The organism is Variovorax sp. J22P240 (assembly GCF_030316855.1).
Classification (GTDB): Bacteria; Pseudomonadota; Gammaproteobacteria; order Burkholderiales; family Burkholderiaceae_C; genus Variovorax.
The window spans coordinates 276,729-303,564 of sequence record NZ_JASZYR010000001.1; the positions used below are offsets into that span (position 1 = coordinate 276,729).

The following is a 26,836-nucleotide window of genomic DNA, read 5'->3' on the forward strand; positions in this document are numbered from 1 at the left end:
CGGGGAACTGCCCGCCGGCCGCAGTTGGTCAGCCGTCGAGGACTTGCTCGATGAGGTCCCATCTGTTCCGGTACGGTTCGACGTTCCACAAGTACTCGGAAGTGCCAGTTACGACGGCAACTGCGCGCACGGAACTGTCCTTTCGCTGCTGGCCCTTCCTGCCCGGTTCGCTCAGCCAGCGTTGGTGACGCGCAGCCACGTTGGCGGCCATCTCGGAACAGGGAACGACGAAGTACTCAAATGGAAGGTCGGACTTCGGAGCCGGGATGCCTGCCAAGATCCAGAAGAAGACCTCGCTGTACTGGCGCTCCGACTTCAGCCCGACATTGCACGACTTCGTACCGGGCACGAACGTTTTTACTTGGATGTGCGCGAATCGGGTGCCTGCCCGGTTGCTGCAAAGGACATCAGTGTTTGGCGTGTTCCCAAGCGTCACGACGGCGGCATAACCACGGCGGCACAGTTCTCCCGCCACAAAAAACTGGCTGGCGTTCCCCCGATGACTCTTGTCGCGTTCCATAGGAAGAGCTTGCCTTCTCGGCCTAGGTTAGGGCTGGTTCAAGATCTTTGCTTTCTCGCGATCGAACTCCGCCTGCGTCAAGGTACCGTTGTCCAGCAACTTCTTCAGGTTGCTGAGCTTCAGGAACTTGACGTCCTCGCCAGCGGCGGTGGACGGTGGCGGTGCTCCGCTCTTCTCCACGCACTCGAAGACGAGTTCCGAGCGCGGGAAGTTTCCGAGGATGTGAGGAGGCTTGGATGTCGTCTCCCGCAGCGCATTCATCGAGCGGCCTTTGCGGTCACAGAACTGGATCGCCCGTTGCTCGACATCGTCCCGGACGGACTGCAGCGAGACATAGCCAGTGGCCCCCTGTTGGAAGAGACGGTACTGCTCGAACCCCGGTGTCGGCTTGGCAAGCTCGACCGTTTCACCTGCGAAGGCTGCGCCGTCAAACTGTGACCTGGAACTGGTCGTGGTCTGGATCGCGGAGGTTTGCCCGCATCCGGCGAGCAGCACTGCAATCAGCCCAGCTGCGAGTCTTGTCATAGTCGCCAGTTCAAACATCGCCATATCTGTTGCGTGCTCCAAGCTCTGGTGGTCGCGATTCTGCCCGAGCACAGTTCTCGCTCAACGGACGATTTCAGTTGCACGTATCGGCCGGACTGCTGGGGGTACGGCTGGGGGGGGCGGATCGATCGGTCTGCCCCGACGCTTGGAAACCACCATCCATCGCGAAATAGAGATTTTTTCTTGAAAAAAGGATTCGATAGCAATACGCTATCAAACGAGCGACACCGGGAATGGAAGCATCCAAACCAGGTGATCGCTGGCTGTTTGCCGGCCATTGCCCCGCATGCCTTCATAACGCCGGATGCGCCACTCCCAACCGGCGCGCAAGGAGCCCAGCGTGACATCTTCAGTCATCGGTCTGATCGACCTGAGCGCCGTGGAGTCTCCGCACGTCAGCGGCGGCAGCTTTATTGCTTCGGACCGCGTCACACCGCCCCCCTCGGCGCTCAAGCCGATCGAATCGGCGCAGAGGCTCTGGGACATCCTGGACACCCAGTGCACTCGTGCCCGCGCTCGCGCAGCGGCAGAGGCCGAAGCCCGGCGTGCAGAACCTGAGCGACAGGCGGCGGCGCTGGCGCTGCGCCAGCACCAGCAGGTCGTTGATGAAACCCGAAGCCACGTCGCGAAGATCCGCGCCCTTCTCGAAAATCTGCGGCCGCCCGCCGGCACTCGCGAAGAGCTTCTGGTGAGTGCACTGGCAGCGACCATCGACGCATTCACAGCCTCCCCGGTGCATTCCGCAGAGGTGGACCCGTGATGACCGGTCTTCGCCATTGCGGCGATCTCATCCAAGTGACGACTCCGGAAGGCAAGGTGGAAAAAGTGCCGGCACACCGCCCTGACATCGCGCTGCTGTTGGCCCGAGGGCATGTGCCTGCCTCGCCGAAGACCCGCCCTGTCGCTCCGCTCAACCCGACACCGCGACAAGCTGCGGCATTGGCCCGTGCGCGGCAAGCTGTCGCGGCTGCCGACCTGGTTGTGGCCCGTGCACCCTCCAACCCGATGGGCATGCCGCTGACCGCCAAGCAGCGGGCCGCCGTCAACCGGATGCCGAACGTGGTGGTGCTGGAGACCGTGGGCAGCGTCCTCGGCCGGGAACTGGCCCTGCGCGACAAGCGGCTGAACGCGATGGAAGGCGCGATCCGGGAAATCGCCGAGGCCACGCGCACGGACATACTGGCCCGCGCACGCCGTGCCTGCCTGCGCGTGGTGGCGTGACATGGCGGCCAGAACCACCCTCACGAGCGAGGAGGAGAAGGCGATCCTGCGGCTCGGCAGGTCTCTCGGCATGAGCTTCGCTCGCCGGCTGCTGCGCGAGGAGCTGGTGCGCCAGAACACCGGGCATCCTGCGCCCGGTCACCGTGACGAGGAACACGACCTCGACGACCGCGCATTGATGCCCGAAACCGGGCGCGGCGGCTACCTCACGAAGTGAGACACAGGCGATGGCAACGCGCCCAGGAAGCCCGCTTGGCATGAGGATCACCAGGACCGCGCAGAAGCAGGCCAACGAGCCCCTGCGTCGCCTGTTCGCGAGCGAGGAGATGAATCTCGCCGATGTTGCTCGGGTCATGCATGTCAGTCGCGAACGAATCCGGCAAATCGAAAACGGCGCACTGGCGAAGCTAGCCACCGCCCTGCACGAGCGCGGTCTCACGCTCGAAGACCTTATTGGCGATCAGCGAGGCGAGTAGGAAATGGACAGGGCGCAATCAAGACTCTGAGCCGGCCGTGATCTCGCGCACTCGCTGCAGGTAGCCGTCCGCCTTCTTCAGCAGTTCGGCTCTTTGAGTTTCCGTCTCGGCTTCACTGGCTGCTTGCTGGGCGCGGGTCGCATGTGCCTTTAGCGCAGCGATAGTGCCGCCGCTTGACGCGGGTTCGCCTTCAGGAAGGTCACCATAGAACTCGTCGTAAATCTCTTTGAGCGTCCGCTCGCCGTGAAGCCAGTGGGGGCTGGGTTGCAGCGGATAGTCGTCGGCCAGGCCCATCACGCGCCGGGTCAACTGCGTCAGGCTGCACACCTCGCCGTCAACTTCGACAGTGCGTGGTCCGGCCACCGTGCAGGTCTTGGTGCCGTCCTTATAGGTCAACACCGTGCCCACCGGCAGGCCGAGCGCGAGGTAGTCAAACCGTGGACGCCGTGCACGGCGCAGCTGGGCCTCATCTTCCTCACGCTGTGCTGCCTCCTTGTCCACCAGCGGGGTGTTCGCCTCCAGTTCTTGGGTCACTACTGCAGTCGGTCGGGCGTGCAGGAGACGCAGGATCGCCATCGCCTGATGCGGCTCCATGCGAAAGAACTCGCGGTTCGGGTTCACGCGAAACGGCGCAAAGGCCACATGTAATGCGCGTTCCACCTCGGCCGCGTTCGGCACTGCGCATTCGTACGCACACTCGAATGGCAGCGGCACGCCGGAGGTGTATAGCTGGCTGGTGCGCGTGGCTGCCTCGTTGCCTCGCGTCATGCCAATTTTGATGAGGCCGGGCATCGCTGCGTTGGTCAACACATAGACGATCTGCAGATTCCCCGGCCAGTCGGAATGCTGGTGCTCCATTTCGCTTCCTCTGCGCTTGTGGCGAGGAATGATACGTGACGGGCATATGCCGGCATTGCACATCGCGTTGGAAGATCCAGCCGGAGACGAGCAGTCCATGCACGCTCCTAGGCGTCATGGTGGTCTCCGGCGGCATGTTCTATTCAAGCCTGCCCGAAGCCAGACGCGACATGCTTGCCAATATTCGGAATGAGACCGTGCGCCTCGGCGGCAACGCCTACGTCCTGACGACCGTGGTCGCCGAGCGCGGCTTTAGTCTGCCATTCGCTCAGGCCGACGCCTACAAGTGTCCAAAGGGGCTGGGATGCTTCGACGCTGCGCGGAGCTCTCGCCTTCTTGGGCGAGCTGCTTAAAGAGGCCAGTGCTTTCTTAACCTGGCCAGCTCGCGCTCCAGTGCCCGCAACTCTTCATTGAAAGCGGTCAATTCCTCGAGGGTGTATTCAATGCCTTGCTGTGAGCCGGACGGAAGCCCGATGACATTGACGACCTTGTGACGGTGCGCCTCGATGCCCCATCGTCCATGGACCATCTGATTGCGCTGCACCCGAGCGGCATGCACACGCTCAATCCAGCGTTCATAGGCCGCACGGCGCTTCGAACCAGCCGGGAGCTTCTCCGCGACGTGCTTCGAGAGCGTTTCGAGCTTGGTATGAATGTTCTGTCCTTCGACCGACTTCGATAGGGCCTCCAATTTCGCCCCGTTTTCCACCCACGCCAGACAGAGCCCCAGGTTCACATCGATGTACGAGAACGCGAACAGCATCTGGCCGAGCAAAGATGCAGCTTCAGCCTGCATCGCCTCTCGACGTGCCCACAGTTGGCCGGCCGTTTCGCCATGGTCAGGCGTTGAATCGATTTCCAAGGCTTCCTTGCATTTCGTGGTGTGGATGGTTCGAGCACCTGCTTTTGCAGGTCTGCCCTTGGACCGATTGTTGTCCACTGTCTGGTCAGTGCGCACGCGCTTCGAAGGCGTCCGGGGCGATGCGACGAAGCGCCCAACACGAACACGTCTGATGGCGAGGGCACGTCAATCACCTGTTCGGGGCCGGCCCGGTCAAGGTCCGAACAACGGCCCCAGATTCCGCAGCATCCATTCATCCATCCGCTTGCCGCATCCCCATCGCGTCGAGAGACTGCGAAAGGGCCTGCACCACATCCGACTGCCAGCGGATGGTGTGCGGCGTGCGCGGCAGGAAGGCACCTAGCAGGTACAGCCCCGGAACCGTGATCATCCCGTAGCTGCACAGGCAGCCGGCGGCATCGTGGAATGTGTATGCCGCGAAGTGCAATGCCCACAGCGGCCGGGGGTGCAGCGGCTGCGCCTTGGCGATGGCTCGCAGGACCTGACGGTGCTCAAGCCCGAGGCGCACGGCGAGCGACATCGATGTGGTGATGGGCAGCATGGTGTCGGTCCTTTCGGGATGGTGGTGAGATGCTCGCGCATAGGCCCTTGCTCGCGCATCGCTCGCGCATTTGGAGTTAGCGCAAATCTCATGCGCGAGCAGCGGGGAGCCCATGGCGGACCGCGTGCTCCCGCATGCGGTGGGGGTATATAGGGGGGAGCGAGAGAGAGAGCAGCCGAGGGGCGCGGGAGCGGTTGACTCCCCGCGCAGGTTGCTCATGCACCCGCCCCTTGCTCAGCCGATGCGGGAGCCGATGCGGGAGCAAACCATGCCTGCGCGGCAGCCGCTGTGCGGCCCTGATCGGTCAGCACCCATTCCAGTCTCTTGCTGGTGCCGTTGCTGCCGAGGTACTCCGCGATGGCGAGAAGGCCCCGTGCCTGAAGCAACTGCAGCACGCCATTCAGCTTCTTCATCTCGCGCAATCGCTTGGGCAGGTCCGGCACCATGATTGCCAGAATCCTGGCCGCGTTGTTGTTGGCCGTGAGGCTGGACGAGATGCGCTGGCCCTGCATCCTGGCTGCGGCGAACCCCTTGAGCAGGATGCGCTCGTCGTTGGGGTGCTCGATGGCATGCACCACTGCCGGACCGGGCTGCTCGTCGGGAAGGATGACGCCGTGGCGGGGGTCCCAGTGCAAATGCAGGCCGGTGCCACCAGCCGGGGCGTAGTTGCCCTTGGCACGCTTCAGGATGTAGGGGGCAGGTGGCCCCGCCGCGTCATCGTCATCGTCCTCCTGCTCGGCATCGGCCTTGCGGCGGGTCAGCTCCCAGCGGCTGCGCACGCTGTTGTGCCATTGGGTGCTGCCACTCCACTGCTGGCCGGCAGTGTTCGACACGCTGGCGGCGCGGTTGACGTGAGCCAGGAGCAGCACCGCGCCCGTGTGGCGCGAGGGCAGGAGGTGCCGCAGCGAACGGATGAAGGCCCGCACGGCAGGACGGCTGATCTCGTTGGCTGCATAGGTGTCCGAGGCGTTGTCGATCACCACGATGTCGATGGCTTCAGCGGCCATCAGGGCACGCAGTTCCTGGTAGCTGCGCGTGAGCCTTCCGACTGTGCCGCGCTGCTCTTCGAACAGTTCGGGGTCGTCGAGGTCAGCGGCGTCAACGACGAAGAGCCAGCCGTCCAAGGTGTCCGGCGTGATGCCCAGGGCGCTGCAGTACTGCTGGACGCGCCAGTTCAGGATTGGCAAGCCGTCCTCGCACGAGTAGAAGAGCACCCGGCGCGGCGGTCGCGGCGGGGTGCCGAGCACGGGCAGGCCAGCCGCGATGCAGATTGCGATGAGCAGGCCGATCTGCGACTTGCCGCCTTCACCGTGCGCAGCCAGGAGGGTGACGCATCCCTCAGGCAACCACTCAGGGATGACGAAGGCGGGCGGATCCTGCGGGTGGCTCGCAAGGTCCACGAGATTGAGGGTGTGCGCCTGCAGCCGCTGCGGCTCGTTTGCGTCCTCCAGCAGCAGCAGGGCCTGCCTCGTTGCCTCACCCGCATCACGCAGGCTGATCTGGTCGCGTTTGAAGTGCCCTTCTTTGGCCCGGTCATGCAGGGCGATGGCCTGACGGCTGGTTGCGCAGTCACGCACGATGGCTGCGTGGGCACCGATGGCGCTGGCACTACAGACGCATTGCCTCAGTTGATCGAGGTAGACCAACCCGCCGACTTGCTCGGCCCCGCCGTTGCGCTCGAAGTGTTCGGCCACGGTGATGACATCAGCAACCTGACCTTGGCTCATCATCGTGGCGAGCGCACCAAAGATCAGTCGATGCTCATGCTGGTAGAAGTGCCCAGCCTGCAGAGTGGTGGCGACCTCCGGCCACGCGCCGTTGTCCATCAGCAGGGCACCGAGCACGCTGTGCTCAGCTTCGATGCTGTGCGGCGGCACGCGCTGGTTTGCACCGTCCGCGTCACGTTGCCCTCCGTCCACGCGGTAGATTGCATCCGTCAGTGCAACGCTCATTGCATGACCTCTTCACGCTGACGCGGCGCAAGTGCTGGCAACCACATCGGCCAACACGCTTCTGTCCATGGCGGACGCCAGCGGCCTTCGTAAGCCGCCTGCTCGCGGTACCACTTATTGCCGCCACGGCTTGGCGGCGGCTTAGGCTTGTCCGGGGTGCTGGTGCTGGGTCCGGTCATGACTGCACCTCCTCACCAGGTTCGTGACCCGTGTCTGCGATCTGATAGGGTCTCACTGCCTGCAGCGGGCATTTGCGGACCATGCACTCGCGGACCTCTTCGAACTGAAACCCGGAGCAGGTCAGGCACATGGCCGTGATGCGGTCACGGTGGGTCGCATGACCGCCGCCCAGCACATGGGCCATGCGCGGGCGGTGCTTGGTCGGGATGGTGGCGAGGTAGGCGGCTGTCTTGCCATCCACCTGCCCGTATGGGGCCGATGGCGGCACGGTCGCGCCTTCGGAAAGGGGTAGCTGGCCGGCTGCGGTTTGCGGTGCTACCGGATCGGGCGGAGAATCCGTTTCCATCTGGTTGGCTCCAGAGTTCGCTGCGACGGAATCGTGGTCCTTCGCAGCGGTTTTTCCGAAAGACGCCGCCGCTTGTGACGGTCGCGGGCGTCGCCCTTTCTTGGTCGTGCCGATACGCAGGCTGACCATCATTCAAAGGATTGCTGGCGAACGTCCGTCTGCGTCGGTGCCGCGTATTCGGCTATGTAGCCATGCCGCCAGATGCGGGTTCGGATAGAGGAACGTCGTCCCGAGCTTCACGTATGGGGGGCCTTGACCACGGCGACGCCAGTCGACTACCGAATCGGGCTTGACCCCGGCGAGCTTGGCGAGGTCGGCTTCAATCGTGCAGTTGAGCTTTTCAGCCAGGGTTCGCTGAACGGCTTCCAGATTGTCCTGCGTGCTCATCGCCGGCTCCGAACGACGCGAACGGTCTGACCGTCGGTATAGGGCTTGCCACTGTAGGTACCCCGCAAGGCCCGGCGCTTCGCGTTAGCAGTCTGGTCCGGGTGCAGCTCCACGACCTTCTGCGGCACGCTCGGCATGCTCGTCGGCAGCGCCTTTTTGTCGATTGCAGTCACGATGCATCCCCATCAAACCCCGCCGAAGGGCCGGGCCAATGCTTCTGCATTGTTCACATATCTGGCGATGGTGGAGTTGTGAGTCGGAGAAGCGATTAATGCGACAAAACAGCGGGAACAAAGGACTTCCGAGTCTTATCGGGTCTCACCCACGCTGTGCGAAAACGCTGGACACGGCAACGGCCGCCCGCACGACCCACCGGTCATGCGCCTTGGCCCACTGTTCCGCCCGGCCCTGCCAGTACAGTCCTTGGCGTCCTTGGCCGACGCGAAAGCCGGCTGCCTTGCGCAAGCCATTGCTACCAGGGCGATTGAGGTCCCGGACGATTCGGGGCCAGTTCGCACTGAGCAGGCGAATCAACGCGGCTTTGGTGACGAGCACGTCGTCCTCCGGCATGCCGGGCAGAGGGAGGCGGTGCCGATGGGGCACTGCCGCTTCAGTACGATTGCGGGTAGCCATGGGATCACCTCTCGCTCAGGTGGATCAGGGTCAGCGGGGGCCGGGCGTGTCGCAACGCTCGGCCCTGCGCGTCATTGTGTCCCCCTATGCGGCAGCTTCCACCAGTCGCAGCCGACGCGGCCTTGCGGCCGGGGCCGACGTTTCGGCAGGTACCACGGCCGGCGCGGTGGGGCATGGGTTGTGGCGGTCATACGCCGCATGCACGTCCTCAGTGCTCAAGTTGAGATACCTCATCAGCATCTTCGGGTCCTTGTGCCCGCTGATCTTCATCACCTGCGGAATTTGAAGACCGGCCTTGAACAACCGTGTGATGCCTTCATGGCGCATATCGTGCAGGCGCAGGTTTTTGATCTTGCAAGCCTTGACGGCGCGGGTGAACAACGTGGAAACGGAGCCCGCGTTGTAAGGAAAGAGGAAGCCCGATCTCCGCTCGTGCAGCGCGGCCTCCACCATGGTCCATGCCGGCCCGAGCAACGGCACCAGTTGATCGTTGCCGACCTTCTCGGACGGGTCCTTGCGGTCACGAATCCACACAGAGCGTTTTTCTTCGTCGACATCTTCACAGGTGATGCGGCAGACCTCGCTGATGCGCATGGCCGACGCGATAGCGAACTCGACCAGCTCCCGCATCGGCGTCATGTCGCGGTTCATCATCCCCAGCTTGAGGGCCTGCACTTCCCAGTGATGAAAAAGCTTGTCCAGTTCGGCGGGCGTCGGCAGACGGTCGCGCTCCGTGCTGCGGGTGTTGAGCTTGCGATGCTTCAGCGATGCTCGTGCGTCCAGTGCGAGGCGCTCTGGAACGTCAAGGTGCCGGACATGCTTTGCCCATTTCATGACGCTGCTCAAGAAGCTCAAATCTGCCGCGATCGTGACGCCGCCCGCGCCTTGCTTCTGTCGGCGGTCGATCAGATCACGCAGGGTGATCGCACTCAGTTGGGACACTTTCACGTTGCCGATTTCGCGGCGGAGCATCGCCAAGGAAGCACGCTTGGTCCTGCCCTGCTTGTCGGTGATGCCGCTCTCGTTGTAGAGGTCGACCAATTGACTGACAGTGGTCGCCGATGGCAGCGGCGCATGGCCGCCCGCAGCAACGACGCGGACCTGCGCCTCGATCTCTGCCGCCCACTTGCGAGCCTCAGGCTTGCTCTGGAAGGTCGCTGTGCGATCGATGCCCTTGCGCCGGACCTGAACGCGCCAAGAGCCTGAAGGTAGTTGCGAAAATGAAGCCATGTCGTGTTCCCAATCCGTGCCCAAATTTCTGTGCATCAATGATACAGAAATGGCACATTCCGTGCCCATTTCCTGCCCATTTTTCGTGAAAATGGGCATGGAATGTTTGCGGTTCCTAACGTGGAAAACAAGATGGATAAAGGAATATAGATTTTGAAAATCTCTATTGCTCCAATGATGGATTGGACAGATCACCACTGCCGGTACTTCCATCGCCTCCTCACGCGGCGCACGCTGCTCTACACCGAGATGGTGACGACCGGCGCGCTCATCCACGGCGACGTCCCGCGCCACTTGCGTTTCAACAGCGAGGAGCATCCTGTCGCGCTCCAGCTCGGCGGCAGCGAGCCGGCAGATCTGGCGCATTGCGCAAAGCTGGGCGAGGAGTGGGGCTACGACGAGATCAACATCAACTGCGGCTGCCCGAGCGAGCGCGTGCAGCGCGGCGCCTTCGGTGCGTGCCTCATGAACGAGCCGCAGCTGGTGGCCGACTGCGTGAAGGCGATGGTCGATGTGGTGGATGTGCCCGTCACCGTCAAGCACCGCATTGGCATCGACAAGATCGAAAGCTATGAATTCGTGCGCGACTTCGTGGGCAAGGTGAGCGAAGCGGGCTGCGAAACCTTCATCGTCCATGCACGCAACGCCTGGCTCAAGGGCCTGTCCCCCAAGCAGAACCGCGAAGTGCCGCCGCTGCGCTATGAGCTGGTGCATCGGCTCAAACACGACTTTCCGGCGCTGCATTTCTCGATCAACGGCGGCTTCAACGACAACGCGCAGATGCATGCGCACCTGCGCTTGCTCGACGGCGTGATGATCGGCCGCGAGGCCTATCACAACCCCTGGTGGCTGGTCGAATGGGATGCAGTCTTCTACGGCGAGGCACCTTCGACGCTGACACGGGAAGAGGTCGAGCGCCAGATGTGCGACTACATGGCCCGAGAGGCCGCCGAGCACGGCACGCCATGGTCGAACATCGCCCGCCACATGCTCGGCCTGCGCAATGGCCTCCCAGGCGCCCGCCGCTGGCGCCAGGTCTGGAGCGACCACCGCCTCAAGTCCCGCCCCCCCCACGAGGTGATGGCGATCGCCCACGACCCGGCCGAGCAGGCTGCCTAAGCGAAAGCGAAGGCAGCCAGATCGAGGAATACCGCGGACCCGGCTCCGCCGGTCCGCCGGTATTGCCCCCGGCAGGGGGTAGGCGAAGCGACACGAAGTGCGCGCAGCCTGGGGGCGAGCCTAGTTCGCTGCTTCCAGGCCGTTGCTGAAGTGCCGCTGCATCCGCGCCATGGCCTCGGCGGCATCGCGCGCCTTGATCGCCGCCATGATGGCCCGATGCTCCTTCAGCGACTCGCCGATGCGGCCGGACTTCAACAGCGAGTTGTGGCGGTTGAGCTTCATCACCTTGCGCAGGTCGGCGACCATCTGGTCGCGCCAGCGGTTGTCGGCGATCGCGAGCAGCCGCATGTGGAAGCGCTCGTTGATCGCGAAGAAGTTCTGGCGATCGATGTGGCCCGGCGCCGCGGCGGCTTCGAGCTCGGCATGCAGGGCATCGAGCTCAGCCAGCTCGGCTTCCGTCGCGTGCTCGGCGACCACGCCCGCGGCATCGCTCTCCAGCAGGCTGAGCAGGTGGTAGACGTCCGCCAGATCCTTCTCCGAGACCTCGGTCACGTAGGCGCCTCGCCGCACCTTCATCGTGACCAGGCCCTCGGCCGCCAGCACCTTCAGCGCCTCGCGCAGGGGCGTGCGACTAATGCCGTATTCGTCGGCCAGCTTGAGCTCGTCGATCCAGCCTCCGGGTTCGAGCTCCCGGCTGAAGATGCGCTGGCGCAGAAGTTCGGCCACTTCTTCATAGAGGGCGCGCGGTGTGAGGGTGACAGCAGACATGGCTGGAATGTACCCCAAGTTCGATCTTTGAATTAATAATTACGGATCGGTTAGACTAGCGATCGAATTTGAACTGTGCCGCTCCTGCGCGGACACTCCCGACACACTCGCACGACCTGCAAAGCGGCGCTCATGAGCAAATCCGACATCACTTTTTCCACCGCCACACTCGAAGCCTGGACCAAGGCCGCCGCCAAATCGGCCCCCGGCGGGGATCTCAAGGCACTGAACTGGATCACCCCTGACGGCATTACCGTCAAGCCGCTCTACACCGCGGCCGACTTGCAGGGACTGAAGTACACCGACACGCTGCCGGGCTTCGAGCCCTACCTGCGTGGCCCGCAAGCCACCATGTACTCGGTGCGTCCGTGGACCATCCGCCAGTACGCGGGTTTCTCGACAGCGGAAGAATCGAACGCCTTCTATCGCAAGGCGCTTGCCGCGGGCGGGCAGGGCGTCAGCGTGGCCTTCGACCTCGCGACCCATCGCGGCTACGACAGCGACCATCCGCGCGTGACCGGCGACGTCGGCAAGGCCGGCGTGGCGATCGATTCGGTCGAGGACATGAAGATCCTGTTCGACCAGATCCCGCTGGACACTGTGAGCGTCTCGATGACGATGAACGGCGCGGTGCTGCCGGTGCTGGCAGGCTACGTGGTCGCGGCCGAGGAACAGGGCGTCGCGCAGGACCAGCTGAGCGGAACCATCCAGAACGACATCCTCAAGGAGTTCATGGTCCGCAACACCTACATCTTCCCACCCGCGCCGAGCATGCGGATCATTGGCGACATCATCGAGTACACGGCGCAGAAGATGCCGAAGTTCAACTCGATCTCGATCAGCGGCTATCACATGCAGGAAGCCGGCGCCAACCAGGCGCTCGAACTTGCCTTCACGCTGGCCGACGGCAAGGAATACGTGAAGACCGCGCTCGCCAAGGGGCTCGATGTCGACGGCTTTGCCGGCCGGCTGAGCTTCTTCTGGGCCATTGGCATGAACTTCTACCTCGAAGTCGCCAAGATGCGAGCCGCGCGCCTGCTGTGGTGCCGGATCATGAAGGAGTTCAACCCGAAGAACCCCAAGAGCCTGATGCTGCGCACGCACTGCCAGACCTCGGGCTGGTCCCTGACCGAGCAGGACCCGTACAACAATGTCGTGCGCACCACCATCGAAGCCATGGCCGCGGTGTTCGGCGGCACGCAGAGCCTGCACACCAACGCGCTCGACGAAGCCATCGCGCTGCCCACCGAGTTCAGCGCGCGCATCGCGCGCAACACGCAGTTGATCATCCAGGAAGAGACGCACATCACCAATGTGGTCGACCCGTGGGCTGGCAGCTACATGATGGAAAAGCTCACGCAGGACATGGCCGATGCGGCCTGGGCCATCATCGAAGAGGTCGAGGCCATGGGCGGCATGACCAAGGCGGTCGACAGCGGCTGGGCCAAGCTCAAGATCGAGGCGGCAGCCGCCGACAAGCAGGCCCGGATCGATTCGGGCAGGGACGTGATCGTGGGCGTCAACAAGTACAAGCTCAAGGAAGAGGACACGCACGACATCCTGCAGATCGACAACGTCAAGGTGCGCGACGGGCAGATTGCCAAGCTCAAGGCGATCCGCGAGAAGCGTGACAGCGCCGCCGTGCAGGCCGCGCTCGATGCACTCACCGCTGCCGCGGAAAGTGGCGAAGGCAATCTGCTCGACCTGAGCATCCAGGCCGTGCGCCTGCGCGCCACGGTCGGCGAGATCAGCGATGCGCTGGAAAAGGTCTACGGTCGCCACCGCGCCGACACGCAGAAGGTGACGGGCGTCTACGCTGCCGCCTACGACTCCGCGGAAGGCTGGGAAGCGCTCCAGCACGAGATCGCTGCCTTCGCCGAGGAGCAGGGCCGGCGCCCGCGCGTCATGATCTCCAAATTGGGGCAGGATGGCCACGATCGTGGCGCGAAGGTCGTCGCGACCGCATTCGCCGACCTGGGCTTCGACGTCGACATGGGACCGCTGTTCCAGACGCCCGAGGAATGTGCGCGCCAGGCAATCGAGAACGACGTGCACGCTGTGGGCGTCAGCACGCTGGCTGCCGGCCACAAGACGCTCGTGCCAGCCATCATCGAAGAGCTCAAGAAGCAGGGTGCCGACGACATCATCGTGTTCGTGGGCGGCGTGATTCCGCGCCAGGACTACGACTTTCTCTACGAAGCCGGCGTGAAGGGCATCTACGGCCCGGGCACCCCGATCCCCGCCAGCGCCAAGGACGTGCTGGAACAGATTCGTGCAGCAGTAGCGGCCTGAACATGCCGGTTCGAACACCGGTCACGGCTGAATCGCTGGCGACCTCGGATGGTGCTGTGCAGCGCCGCGCGATCGCCAAGGCGATCACGCTGCTCGAATCGACCCGCGACGACCATCGCGCGCAGGCGGACGAATTGCTCACTGCCTTGCTGCCTCACACGGGGAATTCGTTCCGGCTCGGGATTTCGGGCGTACCCGGCGTTGGTAAGTCGACTTTCATCGAGGCGTTGGGGCTGTTCCTGATCGAGCGCGGCCACCGCGTGGCGGTGCTCACCGTCGACCCGTCATCCACCGTCTCGGGCGGCTCGATCCTCGGCGACAAGACACGCATGGAAAAGCTCTCGGTGCACGAGCGCGCTTACATCCGCCCGAGCCCGTCGTCGGGCACGCTCGGCGGCGTCGCAGAGAAGACGCGCGAGGCGATGCTGGTATGCGAAGCCGCCGGCTACGACATCGTGATCGTCGAAACGGTCGGCGTAGGCCAGAGCGAGACTGCGGTCTCTGGCATGACCGACATGTTCGTGCTGCTCCAACTGCCGAACGCCGGTGATGACCTTCAGGCCATCAAGAAGGGCGTGATGGAACTGGCCGACCTGGTCGTCATCAACAAGGCCGACATCGACAAGGATGCGGCGACCCGCGCGCAGGCGCAGATTGCGTCGGCGCTGCGTCTTTTCGGTCACCACGGCAACCCGGCGCATGCACAGGTGATGCACGCGGCTCACGCCGTGCCGGGTTCCCCCGAAGCGGAAGTGCGCTTCTGGCTGCCCAAGGTGATCCAGCTCAGCGCATTGGCCGGCACCGGCATCGACGTATTCTGGGATGCGGTCCTGCAGTTCAAGGCGCTGCAGACCGCCAACGGCAAGTTGGCCACGCGCCGCGAAAAGCAGGCGCTCTCATGGATGTGGGAGCGCATCGACGCCGGGCTCAAGCAGGCATTCCGCCATCACCCGCAGGTACGCGAACTGTTGCCCCAAGCCATCGCCCAGGTGGCGGCAGGCACGCTGCCTGCATCGACCGCTGCGCGCAATCTGCTCGCCGCGCAGGCCGGACGAGCGTAGCCTGTCGCCTGCCACCTCCACAAGATCAACTCTCCCGACGAAACGCCATGAAAGAAATCCTCGAACAACTTGAAAAACGCCGTGAACAGGCGCGGCTCGGCGGTGGCAAGAAGCGCATCGACGCGCAGCATGCCAAGGGCAAGCTGACCGCGCGCGAGCGCATCGAACTGCTGCTCGACGACAACACCTTCGAAGAGTGGGACATGTTTGTCGAACATCGATCGAGCGACTTCGGCATGGCCGACAACAAGATCCCGGGCGATGGCGTGGTCACCGGCTACGGAATGATCAACGGCCGCCTGGTCTTCATCTTCAGCCAGGACTTCACCGTCTTCGGCGGCGCGCTCAGCGAGGCCCATGCCGAGAAGATCTGCAAGGTGATGGACCAGGCCATGAAGGTCGGCGCGCCGGTCATCGGCCTCAACGATTCGGGCGGTGCCCGCATCCAGGAAGGCGTGGCTTCGCTCGGCGGCTATGCCGACGTGTTCCAGCGCAACGTGATGGCCTCAGGCGTGGTGCCGCAGATCAGCATGATCATGGGCCCCTGTGCGGGCGGCGCGGTGTATTCGCCGGCGATGACCGACTTCATCTTCATGGTGCGGGACAGCTCGTACATGTTCGTCACCGGTCCCGAAGTGGTGAAGACGGTGACGCACGAGGACGTGACTGCCGAGGAACTGGGCGGGGCTTTGACGCACACCACCAAGAGCGGCGTGGCCGACATGGCCTTCGAGAACGACGTCGAGGCGCTGATGATGCTGCGCCGGCTCTACAACTACCTGCCGCTCAACAACCGCGAGAAGCCACCCGTGCGTCCCAGCGGCGACCCGGCGGACCGCGCTGATCTTTCGCTCGACACGCTGGTGCCCGACAACCCGAACAAGCCCTACGACATGAAGGAGCTGATCGTGAAGGTGGTCGACGACGGCGACTTCTTCGAACTGCAGCCCGACTACGCGAAGAACATCGTGATCGGCTTCGCGCGCATGGAAGGACAGAGCGTCGGCATCGTGGCGAACCAGCCGCTGGTGCTAGCCGGCTGCCTCGACATCAAGTCGTCGATCAAGGCGGCGCGCTTCGTGCGTTTCTGCGACGCGTTCAACATCCCGGTGCTGACCTTCGTCGACGTGCCCGGCTTCATGCCCGGCACCAGCCAGGAGTACGGCGGCATCATCAAGCACGGCGCCAAGCTGCTCTATGCGTATGCCGAATGCACGGTGCCGAAGATCACCGTCATCACGCGCAAGGCCTACGGTGGTGCGTACGACGTGATGGCGTCGAAGCACCTTCGCGGCGACGTCAACCTCGCCTGGCCGCGTGCCGAGATCGCGGTGATGGGCGCCAAGGGCGCAGTGGAGATCATCTTCCGCGAAGACAAGAACGACCCCGAAAAGCTTGCTGCGCGCGAGGCCGAGTACAAGGCGCGCTTTGCCAACCCGTATGTGGCGGGCACGCGCGGCTACATCGACGACGTGATCTTGCCAAGCGAGACGCGCAAGCGGATCTGCCGCTCGCTGGTCATGCTGCGCGAGAAAAAGCTTGAAAACCCGTGGCGTAAACACGGAAACATTCCGCTGTAAGCCGGAAAGAAGAACATGTTCAAGAAAATCCTGATCGCCAACCGCGGCGAAATCGCCTGCCGCGTCATCAAGACCGCCAAGAAGATGGGCATCCTCACGGTGGCTGTCTATTCCGATGCCGACAAGGACGCGCGCCATGTCGAACTCGCCGATGAGGCAGTGCATATCGGCGCCTCGCCGAGTCGTGAGAGCTATCTGCAGGCGGACCGCATCATCGCGGCCTGCCAGCAGACCGGCGCCGAAGCGGTGCACCCGGGCTACGGCTTCCTGTCCGAGAACGAAGCCTTCGCGAGGAAGGTCGAGGAAGAGGGCATCGCCTTCATCGGCCCCAAGCACTACTCGATTGCCGCGATGGGCGACAAGATCGCCTCGAAGAAGCTCGCGAACGAGGCCAAGGTCAACACCATTCCGGGCTGGAACGACGCCATCGAAACGGCCGAGCGCGCGGTCGAGATCGCCAAGGACGTCGGCTATCCCGTGATGATCAAGGCATCGGCCGGCGGCGGTGGCAAGGGTCTGCGCGTGGCCTACAACGACAAGGATGCCTTCGACGGCTTCACCTCTTGCCGCAACGAAGCGCGCAACAGCTTCGGTGATGACCGGGTCTTCATCGAGAAGTTCGTCGAGGAGCCACGCCACATCGAGATCCAGGTGCTGGGCGACTCGCACGGCAACGTGATCTACCTGAACGAGCGCGAGTGCTCCATCCAGCGCCGGCACCAGAAGGTGATCGAGGAAGCGCCATCGCCCTTCATCAGCGAAGCGACGCGCAAGGCCATGGGCGAGCAGGCGGTGGCGCTGGCCAAGGCGGTGAACTACCAGAGCGCGGGCACGGTGGAGTTCGTGGTCGGCAAAGACCAGAGCTTCTACTTCCTCGAGATGAATACGCGGCTTCAGGTGGAGCATCCCGTGACCGAGGCGATCACCGGGCTCGACCTGGTCGAATTGATGATCCGCGTCGCGGCGGGCGAGAAGCTGCCGCTGGCGCAACAGGATGTGAAGCGCGACGGATGGGCCATCGAGTGCCGTATCAACGCCGAAGACCCATTTCGCAACTTCCTGCCTTCGACCGGCCGACTGGTGCGATTCCAGCCGCCGAAGGAGACCATGTTCTCGGCGGATACCCGGCATCTCTACGGCATTCGGGTGGATACGGGCGTCTACGACGGCGGCGAGATCCCGATGTTCTACGACTCGATGATCGCCAAGTTGATTGTCCATGGCCGCGATCGCGCGCATGCCATTGCCCTGATGCGCGAGGCGCTCAATGGCTTCGTGATTCGCGGCATCAGCAGCAACATCCCGTTCCAGGCGGCGCTGCTTGCGCATCCGAAATTCGTGAGCGGCGAGTTCAACACCGGCTTCATTGCCGAGCACTATGGCAAGGGCTTCCATGCGGAAGACGTGCCGCACGACGATCCGGATTTCCTCGTCGCGTTGGCGGCCTTCATGCACCGCCGGTATCGTGCGCGCGCATCGGGTATCAGCGGCCAACTTGAAGGACACGGAGTCAAGGTGGGCGAGCAGTTCGTGGTGGTCGTTCTGGATGACGAGGGCGAGCACGTGCACAAGCGTGTGTCGGTCACCGATTTCCATGGACAGACGGGCTCCAGCGCCGTGGCGGTGGGCGATCGCAACTACAAGATCGACAGCAAGGCGTCGCTCGGCAGCATCCGGGTGGAAGGCAACGTCAACGGGCGCGCATTCATCGCGCAGGTGGAACGTGGCGCGGGCAAGAACCCGCTGTCGCTGCGCGTGTCGCACAACGGCACGCAGATCGAGGGGCTGGTGCTTTCGCCGCTCGGCGCGCGGCTGCTGAAGCTGATGCCATTCAAGGCGCCGCCTGACCTGAGCAAGTTCCTGATGTCGCCGATGCCGGGCCTGCTCGTCGAGGTGTCCGTGAAGCCCGGCCAGCAGGTGCAGGCCGGCGAGAAACTGGCGGTGATCGAGGCGATGAAGATGGAGAACGTATTGTTTGCGACGCAGGATGGCGTGGTCGCCAGCATCGTTGCAGCGAAGGGTGAGTCGCTTTCCGTTGACCAGGTGATCATGGAGTTTGCATGAGCCGTCCATTCAAGGTGCTGGGTATCCAGCAGATCGCGATCGGCGGGCCAGACAAGGGCCGGCTGCAGAAACTCTGGGTCGAGATGCTGGGGCTCGAAGTCACCGGCACCTTCAAGAGCGAGCGTGAAAACGTCGACGAGGACATCTGCGCGATCGGCAGTGGGCCGTTCAAGGTCGAGGTCGATCTGATGCAGCCGCTGGACGCCGAGAAAAAGCCTGCGGTTCACACCACACCTTTGAACCACGTGGGGCTTTGGATCGACGACCTCCCGAAGGCGGTCGAATGGCTCACCGGGCAGGGTGTGCGATTCGCGCCAGGTGGGATTCGTCAGGGGGCGGCCGGCTTCGACATCTGCTTTTTACATCCCAAGGCCAACGATGAATTTCCGATCGCAGGCGAGGGGGTGTTGATCGAACTGGTCCAGGCGCCGCCGGAAGTGGTCAAGGCCTTTGCGGCTCTCGCGACAGGTTAAGCCTGCGGGAGCCTCTGTCCGGCGCCCTGGCGGCGCCGGCTATTTGATGCCTGTCTTGGCTGCGCTCGCGGCTCGTGCACGAGCCAGCGCAGCCTCGACGATGGCGCGCTTGCGATCCGCCGGGGCTGTCGTATCCGGCGAGCCTTCCGGTGCCTTGACGACGGAAGATTCGGGCATCCTGCGCCGCCGGCCATGCGCTTCATAGCGGCTTCGTGCGTGGTTCGCCTGCGCTTGTGACCACGCCTGCCACCCGCTTCGGCCGGGCGTTGCCACTTCGAGCGAAATGCAGTCGACCGGGCAGACCGGGATGCAGAGCTCGCAGCCTGTGCAATGCGCCTCGATCACGGTGTGCATGCGCTTGTGGATTCCGAGGATCGCGTCGGTCGGGCACGCATCGAGACACAAGGTGCAGCCGATGCACCAGGATTCGTCGATGACCGCCATCGCCCGAGGGCCCTCGACGCCGAACTTCGGGTCGATCGGCCGGACCGGTTTGCCGGTGAGCTCCGACAAGCGAGCCACCCCTTCAGCACCGCCCGGCGGACATTGATCGATGCCTGCCTCCCCTGCCGCGATCGCGTCTGCGTAGCCCGCGCAATCAGGATAGCCGCAGCGTGTGCACTGCGTTTGCGGCAGCGCCTCCAGGAGGCGCGCGGCCAGGGTGTTCACGATCTCATGGGGACGTGCGTACAGCCGAACGCGACCGCCGCGCAGGCGCCGTCTTCCGGGCCGCGGCGGCACGCTTCTTCGGCGCTGCCGTCGGCTTGATCGTGTCTTCCGCCGTCAGGACCGTTGCTTTGTCGGCGCGCTTTTGCGGCTTGTCGTGCGCTTCGATGAAGGCCTTCACTTTCGGATAGACCTGTTCGCGCCAACGGCGACCGCTGAAGATGCCGTAGTGGCCGGCACCCTTGACTTCGTAGTGGTGCTGTTCGTCCGCTGAGACGCCGGTGCACAGTTCGTGCGCGGCGCGGGTCTGTCCGGAGCCGGAGATGTCGTCGAGTTCGCCTTCGACCGTCAGCAGCCCGGTGGAGTGAATGTCCTGCGGACGCACGGGCTCACGCTCGCCTTCGGGGTTCTTCACTTCCCATGTGCCGTTGACAAGGTCGAAATCCTGGAACACGGTGCGGATGGTGTCGAGGTAGTAGTCCGCATCCATGTCGAGCACGGCGTTGTACTCGTCGTAGAAGGTGCGGTGCGCCTCGGCGCTCGCGTCGTCACCCTTGATCAGGTTCTTGAAGTAGTCGTAGTGGCTGCTCGCGTGACGATCCGGGTTCATCGCGACGAAGCCCGTGTGCTGCAGGAAGCCGGGGTAAACGCGGCGGCCGGCGCCCGGGAAGCCGTCCGGCACGCGGTAGATCACGTTGTTCTCGAACCACTCGAAGCTCTTGTTCATCGCCAGGTTGTTGACCGCGGTCGGCGACTTGCGCGCGTCGATCGGGCCGCCCATCATGGTCATCGACAGCGGTGTCTTCTCGCCCCGACTGGCCATCAGGGACACCGCCGCCAGCACAGGCACCGTGGGCTGGCAGACGCTGACGACATGGCAGTTGCCGTACTCAGCCTGCAAGTAACGAATGAAGTCCTCGACATAGTTGATGTAGTCGTCGAGGTGGAATTCGCCCTCGGACAGTGGCACGAGGCGGGCATTGACCCAATCGGTGATGTAGACCTTGTGACCCTGCAGCATGGTGCGCACGGTGTCGCGCAGCAGCGTCGCGTAATGGCCCGACAGCGGGGCCACGATCAGGACCACGGGCTGACTTTTCAGCGTGTGGAGGATGTGCGGCTCGTCCGTGAAGCGCTTGAAGCGGCGCAACTGGCAGAAGGGCTTCTCGATCTCGACGCTTTCGTGGATCACAACGTCGTGCCCGTCCACCTTGACGGTCTTGATGTCGAATTCGGGCTTCTCGTAATCCTTGCCCAGACGATAAAGCAGGTCGTAGCCGGCGGCCATGCGCTGTGCGATCGGCGTCTGTCCGAAGACGGCGCCTTGGCCGTAGAGCTTGGAGGCGGCCTGCGCGAAGTCTGCAAACGGCTCCATGAGGGAGCGCTGTGCTTCGTAAAGTTGGTAGAGCATCGGAGGGGCCAGATAGTTATTGCAATGCAATATATCAGTAGCCCTGTGCTCAAAGTAGGGGGAGCCCCCCACGAAACTGACACAGCCGCGACATTCGTGAGTTCTCCACGAAACGGCCTGAAAGCAGCGCGCGGTTGCACGCGCCGCCGTCATGGTTTAAATCACCTTGGCGATGCTCTGACAAACGTAGTCGATGTTCTTGCTGTTGAGCGCCGCCACGCACATGCGGCCGGTGTCGGTCCCGTAGACGCCGAATTCCTCCCGCAAGCGCACCATCTGGTCCTTGGTCAGGCCCGAGTAGCTGAACATGCCGATCTGGGTCGTGATGAAGCTCATGTCCTGCTTCACGCCGGCGGCCTTCAGGCCGTCGACCAGCTTCTGACGCATGGCCTTGATGCGCACCCTCATCTCGGCAAGCTCCTTTTCCCACACGGCACGGCGCGCCGGATCGTTGAGCACAGCAGCCACCACCGCGCCACCGTGGATCGGCGGGTTGCTGTAGTTGGTGCGGATGGCGATCTTGAGCTGCGACAGCACGCGGGCGGCTTCTTCCTTGCTCTCGCAGAGCACCGACAGGGCGCCCACGCGCTCGCCGTACAGGCTGAAGCTCTTGGAAAAGGAGGTCGACACGAAAAAGGTCAGGCCGGCTTCGACAAACTTGCCGATTACCGCGCCATCTTCGGCGATGCCGTGGCCGAACCCCTGGTAGGCCATGTCGAGGAAGGGGGTCAGGTTGCCGGCCTTGACGGCGGCGATCACCTGGTCCCACTGGGCCGCGGTGATGTCATAGCCCGTCGGGTTGTGGCAGCAAGCATGCAGCACGACGATGGTGCCAGCCGGTGCGGCCTTGAGGGCGCCGAGCATGCCTTCGAAGTCGATGCCGCGCTTGGCTGCGTCGTAGTACGGGTAGCTCTCGACCTCAAAACCGGCGTTGGTGAACAGCGCGCGATGGTTTTCCCAACTCGGATCACTGATCAGCACCTTGGCGGACGGGCTGAGCTTCTTCAGGAAGTCGGCGCCGACCTTCAAGCCGCCCGTGCCGCCGATGGCCTGGATCGTGGCGACGCGACCGGACTTCACCGGCTCGCTGTCGGCGCCGAAGACGAGGCCCTTCACCGCGTTGTCGTAGGCGGCGATGCCGTCGATGGGCAGGTAGCCGCGCGCGCTGGGCGCCTTCATCATGTCTGATTCCGCGGCTTGCACGCAAGAAAGCAGCGGCAGCTTGCCGTTGTCGTCGTAGTACACGCCCACGCCGAGGTTGACCTTTTTCGGATTGCTGTCGGCGGCGTATTGCTCGTTGAGTCCCAGGATCGGGTCGCGTGGCGCCATCTCGACGGCGGTGAACATTGACATTGGAAAAGTCCTTTGGGGGGTGATCGGTTCACGTGAACGCCGGACCTGCGTTACGCTGCCCGGTTCGCTTGAATTTTACCGGCCGCGCCACCACCTCCCAGAGTCACGCCATGCCAGAAACCTCCGAAGTCATTCCAGAGCGGCAACACGCCGACCCCGTGGGCCCTGCCCCGCAGGGCGAATTCATCACGTTTCCCGGGTCGCCATTCGAACTGTTCCAGCCTTATCCGCCCGCCGGCGACCAGCCGGCCGCGATCGCCGGATTGGTCGAGGGTTTGCAGGATGGTGAGGTGTTCCAGACGCTGCTGGGCGTAACCGGCTCGGGCAAGACTTTCACCATGGCCAATGTGATTGCGCGGATGGGCCGTCCCGCGATCGTTTTCGCACCCAACAAGACCTTGGCCGCCCAGCTCTACAGCGAGTTCCGCGAGTTCTTCCCCAAGAACGCGGTCGAGTATTTCGTCAGTTATTACGACTATTACCAGCCAGAGGCCTATGTGCCTCAGCGCGACCTGTTCATCGAGAAGGACAGCTCGATCAACGAACACATCGAGCAGATGCGCCTGTCGGCCACCAAGAGCGTGCTGGAGCGGCGCGACACGGTGATCGTGGCGACCGTGAGCGCCATCTACGGCATCGGCACGCCCGAGGATTACACGCAGATGCGCTTCATCATGCGGGTGGGCGACAAGATCGGCCAGCGCGACGTGATCGGGCGCTTGATCCGCATGCAGTACACGCGCAACGAGCAGGATTTCTCGCGCGGCACCTTCCGCGTGCGCGGCGACACGATCGACGTGTTTCCGGCCGAGCACAGCGAGTTGGCGATCCGCATCGAGCTGTTCGACGACGAGATCGAGACGCTGCAGTTGTTCGATCCGCTCACGGGACGCATTCGCCAGAAGATCCCCCGCTTCACGGTCTATCCGTCCAGCCACTACGTCACGCCGCGCGACAAGGTGCTGAGCGCGGTCGAGACCATCAAGCTCGAACTCGACGACCGGCTCAAGTTCTTCGTCGCCGAGGGCAAGCTGGTCGAGGCGCAGCGCATCGAGCAGCGCACCCGCTTCGACCTCGAGATGCTCGCCGAGATCGGCCACTGCAAGGGTATCGAGAACTACACGCGCCACCTTTCGGGCGCAGCGCCTGGCGAACCGCCAGCCACGCTGACCGACTACCTGCCGAAGGACGCGCTGATGTTTCTCGACGAGAGCCATCAGATGATCGGCCAACTCGGCGGCATGTACAACGGCGACCGTGCGCGCAAGACCACGCTGGTCGAATACGGCTTCCGCCTGCCTTCGGCGCTCGACAACCGGCCCCTGAAGTTCGAGGAATTCGAGACGCGCATGCGGCAGTGCATCTTCGTCTCTGCCACACCGGCGCAGTACGAGAAAGACAACGCCGGAAACGTGGTGGAACAACTCGTCCGACCGACGGGACTGATCGATCCGGAGGTCGAGGTTCGGCCCGCCACCCATCAGGTCGATGACGTCCTGCAGGAGATTCGTCTCCGGGTCGACAAGCACGAGCGCGTGTTGATCACCACGCTCACCAAGCGCATGGCCGAACAACTGACGGACTACCTGGGCGACAACGGCGTCAAGGTGCGCTATCTGCACAGCGACGTCGATACCGTGGAGCGGGTCGAGATTTTGCGCGATCTGCGTCTTGGCACCTTCGATGTCCTGGTCGGCATCAACCTGCTGCGCGAAGGGTTGGACATTCCCGAGGTGTCGCTGGTGGCTATCCTCGATGCCGACAAGGAAGGCTTCCTGCGTGCCGAGCGTTCGCTGATCCAGACCATCGGCCGGGCGGCGCGCAACCTGAACGGCAAAGCCATCCTCTACGCGGATCGCATGACGGACTCGATGAAGAAGGCCATCGACGAGACCGAGCGCCGGCGCGCCAGGCAGATCGCTCACAACGAGGCCCACGGCATCACGCCGCGCAGTATCGTGAAACAGGTTCGCGACCTGATCGACGGCGTCTACAGCGAAAAATCGGGCAAGGAAGCCGCCAAGCGTGACCTGGAGCGCGCCAAGGTGGAGGACATGTCCGAAAAGGACATCGCCCGCGAGATCAAGCGGCTCGAGAAGACCATGCTCGAGCATGCGCGCAACCTCGAATTCGAGAAAGCGGCCCGCGTGCGCGACCAGTTGGCGTTGCTGCGCGAACAGGCTTTCGGCGGGCCAGGGCACGACAACGTCGCCGTCCCGCCCGCCTGACGCGACCGCCCGGCCGGGTCCCGGACTGCAATCGGGTTTACCCCAGCAGGCCGGAGGGCCTTCTGCTATACTTGAGCGAAATACTCAACAACAAAGAAACTTCGCGATGAAGGGCCGACTCCTAATAACTGGTTCACCAGGTAAGCCGGGGTCGGGCAGGGCGGAGACGACGTCACCAAGGCCTGGTGCCAAGGTGTCATTTCAACGGTAAGCACTCAAGGAGCTTGCGATGCGTCTCACTACCAAAGGCCGCTTTGCGGTTACAGCCATGATCGACCTGGCACTGCGCCAGAACACCGGTCCGGTCACGCTGGCCGCAATCAGCCAGCGGCAGCAGATTTCGTTGTCCTACCTCGAGCAATTGTTCGGCAAGCTGCGTCGTCACGAATTGGTCGAGTCGACCCGTGGCCCCGGCGGCGGCTATTCGCTCGGCCGCAAGGCCGCGGATATCACCGTGGCAGACATCATTGTTTCCGTCGATGAGCCCATCGACGCTACCCAGTGCGGCGGCAAGGAAAACTGCCTCGGCGAAGCGGGTCGTTGCATGACCCATGAGCTCTGGGCCTCGCTGAACCAGCGCATGGTGGAATTCCTCGATTCCGTCACGCTGCAGAAACTGGTCGACGACCAGATCGCGAAGGGCGTGCAGATCGAGAACAAGCCGGCAGTCAAGCGTGCGATTTCCAGCCAGCCAGTGGTCAAACCGATTCGCGTCAACGCCCCGAATTCCGTGTTTGCACTGGGCAACGCCTTCGCCAAATCGTGAGCCGACGGCGCCTCCGGGCGCCGATCGAATCGTTTCGATAAAGATTAAACCCCACGCCAGCCTGAGCCAGCCATGGACGTCACTCCTCATTTCCCGATCTATCTTGACTACGGCGCGACCACGCCGGTCGATCCGCGCGTCGTCGACGCAATGATTCCCTGGTTGCGCGAGCATTTCGGCAATCCGGCGTCGCGCAGTCATGCGTGGGGATGGGAGGCGGAAGAAGCCGTGGAAAAGGCCCGCGCCGACGTGGCCGACCTGATCGGCGCCGATCCGCGAGAGATCGTCTGGACGTCCGGCGCCACCGAATCGAACAACCTCGCTCTCAAGGGCGCGGCCCATTTCTACAAGGGCAAGGGCAAGCACCTGATCACGGTGAAGACCGAGCACAAGGCCGTGCTCGACACCATGCGTGAACTCGAGCGCCAAGGTTTCGAAGTCACCTACCTGGACGTCCAGGAAGACGGCCTGCTCGATCTGGAGGCATTCAAGGCCGCCATTCGTCCGGACACCATCCTCGCGAGCGTCATGTTCGTGAACAACGAAATCGGCGTGATCCAGGACGTCGTGGCGTTGGGCAATATCTGCCGCGAAAAGGGCGTGATCTTTCACGTCGACGCCGCGCAGGCCACTGGCAAGGTCGAGATCGACGTCAAGAACCTGCCGATCGACCTGATGAGCCTGGCTTCGCACAAGACCTACGGCCCCAAGGGCATTGGCGCGCTGTACGTGCGCCGCAAGCCGCGTGTGCGGCTCGAAGCCCAGATGCACGGCGGTGGTCACGAGCGCGGCATGCGCTCGGGCACCTTGCCCACGCACCAGATCGTGGGCATGGGCGAGGCTTTCCGGCTCGCCAAGCTCGACATGAAGGAAGACATCGCCAAGGCCCGCGCCCTGCAGCAGCGCCTTCTCAATGGCTTGAAGGACGTGGAGCAGGTCTTCATCAACGGAGATCTCGAGCACCGCGTGCCGCACAACCTCAACATGAGCTTCAACTATGTCGAGGGCGAGTCGCTGATCATGGGCATCAAGGGCCTGGCCGTTTCCAGCGGATCCGCCTGCACCTCCGCCAGCCTCGAGCCCAGCTATGTGTTGCGCGCCCTGGGTCGCAGCGACGAGCTCGCGCACAGCAGTCTGCGAATGACGATCGGCCGTTTCACGACCGAGGAAGAAATCGACTATGCGATCTCGACCATCAAGCACAACGTCGCCAAGCTCCGCGAACTGAGCCCGTTGTGGGAGATGTTTCAGGACGGCATCGACATCAGCACGATCCAGTGGTCGGCTCATTAAAGTTCAAAGA

Annotated in this window: 28 protein-coding genes; 13 read left to right on the plus strand and 15 right to left on the minus strand. The window is 63.4% G+C overall.

Features of this window, described 5'->3' with window-relative positions; genetic code table 11:
- Window positions 1–28 precede the first annotated feature (28 nt).
- On the minus strand, window positions 29–520 hold the full coding sequence (locus QTI24_RS01435) for a hypothetical protein (protein WP_286597849.1): 492 nt from the start codon (window positions 518–520) through the stop codon (window positions 29–31).
- Window positions 521–547: 27 nt separating this feature from the next.
- The gene (locus QTI24_RS01440; RefSeq protein ID WP_286597850.1) at window positions 548–1,063 is read right to left on the minus strand and encodes an SHOCT domain-containing protein; all 516 of its coding nucleotides are present in this window, start codon (window positions 1,061–1,063) and stop codon (window positions 548–550) included.
- A gap of 343 nt (window positions 1,064–1,406) precedes the next feature.
- Here QTI24_RS01440 and QTI24_RS01445 point away from each other — a divergent pair, with 343 nt between their 5' ends.
- From QTI24_RS01445 to QTI24_RS01460, 4 genes are read left to right on the plus strand one after another with little or no spacing between them, the layout of a single operon-like run.
- A complete protein-coding gene (locus tag QTI24_RS01445) occupies window positions 1,407–1,826 on the plus strand; it encodes a hypothetical protein (protein WP_286597851.1) in 420 nt (139 codons plus the stop codon).
- Window positions 1,826–2,287 (plus strand): hypothetical protein, encoded by a 462-nt coding sequence (locus QTI24_RS01450; RefSeq protein ID WP_286597852.1) that lies wholly within the window; start codon window positions 1,826–1,828, stop codon window positions 2,285–2,287. The genes QTI24_RS01445 and QTI24_RS01450 overlap by 1 nt, the downstream gene beginning before the upstream one ends.
- 1 nt (window position 2,288) lies before the next feature.
- Window positions 2,289–2,504 (plus strand): hypothetical protein, encoded by a 216-nt coding sequence (locus tag QTI24_RS01455; RefSeq protein WP_286597853.1) that lies wholly within the window; start codon window positions 2,289–2,291, stop codon window positions 2,502–2,504.
- A 40-nt stretch (window positions 2,505–2,544) separates the two neighbouring features.
- Complete coding sequence (locus QTI24_RS01460; RefSeq protein WP_286597854.1) at window positions 2,545–2,763, plus strand: sigma factor-like helix-turn-helix DNA-binding protein; 219 nt, start codon at window positions 2,545–2,547, stop codon at window positions 2,761–2,763.
- A gap of 18 nt (window positions 2,764–2,781) precedes the next feature.
- Here the strand turns inward: QTI24_RS01460 and QTI24_RS01465 are convergent, their stop codons facing one another.
- The 9 genes from QTI24_RS01465 to QTI24_RS01505 form a co-directional block, all read right to left on the minus strand.
- Window positions 2,782–3,621, minus strand: coding sequence for a GIY-YIG nuclease family protein (locus tag QTI24_RS01465; RefSeq protein WP_286597855.1), 840 nt, complete (start codon window positions 3,619–3,621; stop codon window positions 2,782–2,784).
- A gap of 349 nt (window positions 3,622–3,970) precedes the next feature.
- Window positions 3,971–4,483 (minus strand): hypothetical protein, encoded by a 513-nt coding sequence (locus QTI24_RS01470; protein ID WP_286597856.1) that lies wholly within the window; start codon window positions 4,481–4,483, stop codon window positions 3,971–3,973.
- Window positions 4,484–4,715: 232 nt separating this feature from the next.
- Window positions 4,716–5,024 carry a hypothetical protein gene (locus tag QTI24_RS01475; RefSeq protein WP_286597857.1) on the minus strand — a complete coding sequence of 103 codons (309 nt, stop codon included), beginning with the start codon at window positions 5,022–5,024 and terminating at the stop codon, window positions 4,716–4,718.
- Window positions 5,025–5,239: 215 nt separating this feature from the next.
- Window positions 5,240–6,976 (minus strand): AAA family ATPase, encoded by a 1,737-nt coding sequence (locus QTI24_RS01480; protein WP_286597858.1) that lies wholly within the window; start codon window positions 6,974–6,976, stop codon window positions 5,240–5,242.
- Between the two features lie 175 nt (window positions 6,977–7,151).
- Window positions 7,152–7,634 carry a hypothetical protein gene (locus QTI24_RS01485; protein ID WP_286597859.1) on the minus strand — a complete coding sequence of 161 codons (483 nt, stop codon included), beginning with the start codon at window positions 7,632–7,634 and terminating at the stop codon, window positions 7,152–7,154.
- Entirely contained in the window at window positions 7,635–7,889 is a 255-nt protein-coding gene (locus tag QTI24_RS01490) for a helix-turn-helix transcriptional regulator (RefSeq protein ID WP_286597860.1), read from the minus strand.
- On the minus strand, window positions 7,886–8,062 hold the full coding sequence (locus QTI24_RS01495) for a hypothetical protein (protein WP_286597861.1): 177 nt from the start codon (window positions 8,060–8,062) through the stop codon (window positions 7,886–7,888). The genes QTI24_RS01490 and QTI24_RS01495 overlap by 4 nt, the downstream gene beginning before the upstream one ends.
- Before the next feature lie 145 nt (window positions 8,063–8,207).
- A complete protein-coding gene (locus tag QTI24_RS01500) occupies window positions 8,208–8,522 on the minus strand; it encodes a hypothetical protein (protein WP_286597862.1) in 315 nt (104 codons plus the stop codon).
- A gap of 84 nt (window positions 8,523–8,606) precedes the next feature.
- On the minus strand, window positions 8,607–9,851 hold the full coding sequence (locus tag QTI24_RS01505) for a tyrosine-type recombinase/integrase (RefSeq protein ID WP_286597863.1): 1,245 nt from the start codon (window positions 9,849–9,851) through the stop codon (window positions 8,607–8,609).
- 51 nt (window positions 9,852–9,902) lie between these two features.
- Here QTI24_RS01505 and dusA point away from each other — a divergent pair, with 51 nt between their 5' ends.
- Window positions 9,903–10,871 carry a tRNA dihydrouridine(20/20a) synthase DusA gene (gene dusA, locus QTI24_RS01510; protein WP_286599237.1) on the plus strand — a complete coding sequence of 323 codons (969 nt, stop codon included), beginning with the start codon at window positions 9,903–9,905 and terminating at the stop codon, window positions 10,869–10,871.
- Window positions 10,872–10,991: 120 nt separating this feature from the next.
- Here the strand turns inward: dusA and QTI24_RS01515 are convergent, their stop codons facing one another.
- Window positions 10,992–11,639 carry a GntR family transcriptional regulator gene (locus tag QTI24_RS01515; RefSeq protein ID WP_286597864.1) on the minus strand — a complete coding sequence of 216 codons (648 nt, stop codon included), beginning with the start codon at window positions 11,637–11,639 and terminating at the stop codon, window positions 10,992–10,994.
- Window positions 11,640–11,771: 132 nt separating this feature from the next.
- Between QTI24_RS01515 and scpA the strand changes: the two genes are divergently transcribed.
- Genes scpA through QTI24_RS01540 form a run of 5 tightly spaced genes read left to right on the plus strand, consistent with a single transcriptional unit; the run spans window position 11,772 to window position 19,109 of the window.
- Window positions 11,772–13,931, plus strand: a complete 2,160-nt coding sequence (gene scpA / locus QTI24_RS01520) for a methylmalonyl-CoA mutase (protein WP_286597865.1) — start codon at window positions 11,772–11,774, stop codon at window positions 13,929–13,931.
- A 2-nt stretch (window positions 13,932–13,933) separates the two neighbouring features.
- Window positions 13,934–14,992 carry a methylmalonyl Co-A mutase-associated GTPase MeaB gene (gene meaB / locus QTI24_RS01525; RefSeq protein WP_286597866.1) on the plus strand — a complete coding sequence of 353 codons (1,059 nt, stop codon included), beginning with the start codon at window positions 13,934–13,936 and terminating at the stop codon, window positions 14,990–14,992.
- Window positions 14,993–15,039: 47 nt separating this feature from the next.
- Complete coding sequence (locus tag QTI24_RS01530) at window positions 15,040–16,572, plus strand: acyl-CoA carboxylase subunit beta (RefSeq protein ID WP_286597867.1); 1,533 nt, start codon at window positions 15,040–15,042, stop codon at window positions 16,570–16,572.
- Window positions 16,573–16,587: 15 nt separating this feature from the next.
- Window positions 16,588–18,636 carry an acetyl-CoA carboxylase biotin carboxylase subunit gene (locus QTI24_RS01535; protein ID WP_286597868.1) on the plus strand — a complete coding sequence of 683 codons (2,049 nt, stop codon included), beginning with the start codon at window positions 16,588–16,590 and terminating at the stop codon, window positions 18,634–18,636.
- Window positions 18,633–19,109 (plus strand): VOC family protein, encoded by a 477-nt coding sequence (locus QTI24_RS01540; protein ID WP_286597869.1) that lies wholly within the window; start codon window positions 18,633–18,635, stop codon window positions 19,107–19,109. Before QTI24_RS01535 ends, QTI24_RS01540 begins: the two co-directional genes overlap by 4 nt.
- A 39-nt stretch (window positions 19,110–19,148) precedes the next feature.
- Here QTI24_RS01540 and QTI24_RS01545 read toward each other — a convergent pair whose 3' ends face one another.
- The 3 genes from QTI24_RS01545 to QTI24_RS01555 all read right to left on the minus strand — a co-directional run bounded on the left by QTI24_RS01545 (window position 19,149) and on the right by QTI24_RS01555 (window position 22,539).
- Window positions 19,149–19,778, minus strand: a complete 630-nt coding sequence (locus tag QTI24_RS01545) for an RnfABCDGE type electron transport complex subunit B (RefSeq protein WP_286597870.1) — start codon at window positions 19,776–19,778, stop codon at window positions 19,149–19,151.
- Between the two features lie 4 nt (window positions 19,779–19,782).
- Window positions 19,783–21,186 carry a polyhydroxyalkanoate depolymerase gene (locus tag QTI24_RS01550; RefSeq protein ID WP_286597871.1) on the minus strand — a complete coding sequence of 468 codons (1,404 nt, stop codon included), beginning with the start codon at window positions 21,184–21,186 and terminating at the stop codon, window positions 19,783–19,785.
- A 156-nt stretch (window positions 21,187–21,342) separates the two neighbouring features.
- Window positions 21,343–22,539, minus strand: coding sequence for an amino acid aminotransferase (locus QTI24_RS01555; protein ID WP_286597872.1), 1,197 nt, complete (start codon window positions 22,537–22,539; stop codon window positions 21,343–21,345).
- Between the two features lie 110 nt (window positions 22,540–22,649).
- Here QTI24_RS01555 and uvrB point away from each other — a divergent pair, with 110 nt between their 5' ends.
- The 3 genes from uvrB to QTI24_RS01570 all read left to right on the plus strand — a co-directional run bounded on the left by uvrB (window position 22,650) and on the right by QTI24_RS01570 (window position 26,826).
- Window positions 22,650–24,767, plus strand: coding sequence for an excinuclease ABC subunit UvrB (gene uvrB / locus QTI24_RS01560; protein WP_286597873.1), 2,118 nt, complete (start codon window positions 22,650–22,652; stop codon window positions 24,765–24,767).
- A 229-nt stretch (window positions 24,768–24,996) separates the two neighbouring features.
- Entirely contained in the window at window positions 24,997–25,533 is a 537-nt protein-coding gene (gene iscR, locus QTI24_RS01565) for a Fe-S cluster assembly transcriptional regulator IscR (protein WP_028253560.1), read from the plus strand.
- 72 nt (window positions 25,534–25,605) lie between these two features.
- Complete coding sequence (locus QTI24_RS01570) at window positions 25,606–26,826, plus strand: IscS subfamily cysteine desulfurase (RefSeq protein ID WP_286597874.1); 1,221 nt, start codon at window positions 25,606–25,608, stop codon at window positions 26,824–26,826.
- Window positions 26,827–26,836 lie beyond the last annotated feature (10 nt).

Coding starts and splice junctions, on each gene's coding strand:
- QTI24_RS01435 (WP_286597849.1), bottom strand. CDS start 520: ATGGAACGCGACAAGAGTCATCGGGGGAACGCCAGCCAGTTTTTTGTG.
- QTI24_RS01440 (WP_286597850.1), bottom strand. CDS start 1,063: ATGTTTGAACTGGCGACTATGACAAGACTCGCAGCTGGGCTGATTGCA.
- QTI24_RS01450 (WP_286597852.1), top strand. CDS start 1,826: ATGACCGGTCTTCGCCATTGCGGCGATCTCATCCAAGTGACGACTCCG.
- QTI24_RS01455 (WP_286597853.1), top strand. CDS start 2,289: ATGGCGGCCAGAACCACCCTCACGAGCGAGGAGGAGAAGGCGATCCTG.
- QTI24_RS01460 (WP_286597854.1), top strand. CDS start 2,545: ATGAGGATCACCAGGACCGCGCAGAAGCAGGCCAACGAGCCCCTGCGT.
- QTI24_RS01465 (WP_286597855.1), bottom strand. CDS start 3,621: ATGGAGCACCAGCATTCCGACTGGCCGGGGAATCTGCAGATCGTCTAT.
- QTI24_RS01475 (WP_286597857.1), bottom strand. CDS start 5,024: ATGCTGCCCATCACCACATCGATGTCGCTCGCCGTGCGCCTCGGGCTT.
- QTI24_RS01480 (WP_286597858.1), bottom strand. CDS start 6,976: ATGAGCGTTGCACTGACGGATGCAATCTACCGCGTGGACGGAGGGCAA.
- QTI24_RS01485 (WP_286597859.1), bottom strand. CDS start 7,634: ATGATGGTCAGCCTGCGTATCGGCACGACCAAGAAAGGGCGACGCCCG.
- QTI24_RS01490 (WP_286597860.1), bottom strand. CDS start 7,889: ATGAGCACGCAGGACAATCTGGAAGCCGTTCAGCGAACCCTGGCTGAA.
- QTI24_RS01500 (WP_286597862.1), bottom strand. CDS start 8,522: ATGGCTACCCGCAATCGTACTGAAGCGGCAGTGCCCCATCGGCACCGC.
- QTI24_RS01505 (WP_286597863.1), bottom strand. CDS start 9,851: ATGCCCATTTTCACGAAAAATGGGCAGGAAATGGGCACGGAATGTGCC.
- QTI24_RS01515 (WP_286597864.1), bottom strand. CDS start 11,639: ATGTCTGCTGTCACCCTCACACCGCGCGCCCTCTATGAAGAAGTGGCC.
- scpA (WP_286597865.1), top strand. CDS start 11,772: ATGAGCAAATCCGACATCACTTTTTCCACCGCCACACTCGAAGCCTGG.
- meaB (WP_286597866.1), top strand. CDS start 13,934: ATGCCGGTTCGAACACCGGTCACGGCTGAATCGCTGGCGACCTCGGAT.
- QTI24_RS01530 (WP_286597867.1), top strand. CDS start 15,040: ATGAAAGAAATCCTCGAACAACTTGAAAAACGCCGTGAACAGGCGCGG.
- QTI24_RS01535 (WP_286597868.1), top strand. CDS start 16,588: ATGTTCAAGAAAATCCTGATCGCCAACCGCGGCGAAATCGCCTGCCGC.
- QTI24_RS01540 (WP_286597869.1), top strand. CDS start 18,633: ATGAGCCGTCCATTCAAGGTGCTGGGTATCCAGCAGATCGCGATCGGC.
- QTI24_RS01550 (WP_286597871.1), bottom strand. CDS start 21,186: ATGCTCTACCAACTTTACGAAGCACAGCGCTCCCTCATGGAGCCGTTT.
- QTI24_RS01555 (WP_286597872.1), bottom strand. CDS start 22,539: ATGTCAATGTTCACCGCCGTCGAGATGGCGCCACGCGACCCGATCCTG.
- uvrB (WP_286597873.1), top strand. CDS start 22,650: ATGCCAGAAACCTCCGAAGTCATTCCAGAGCGGCAACACGCCGACCCC.
- iscR (WP_028253560.1), top strand. CDS start 24,997: ATGCGTCTCACTACCAAAGGCCGCTTTGCGGTTACAGCCATGATCGAC.
- QTI24_RS01570 (WP_286597874.1), top strand. CDS start 25,606: ATGGACGTCACTCCTCATTTCCCGATCTATCTTGACTACGGCGCGACC.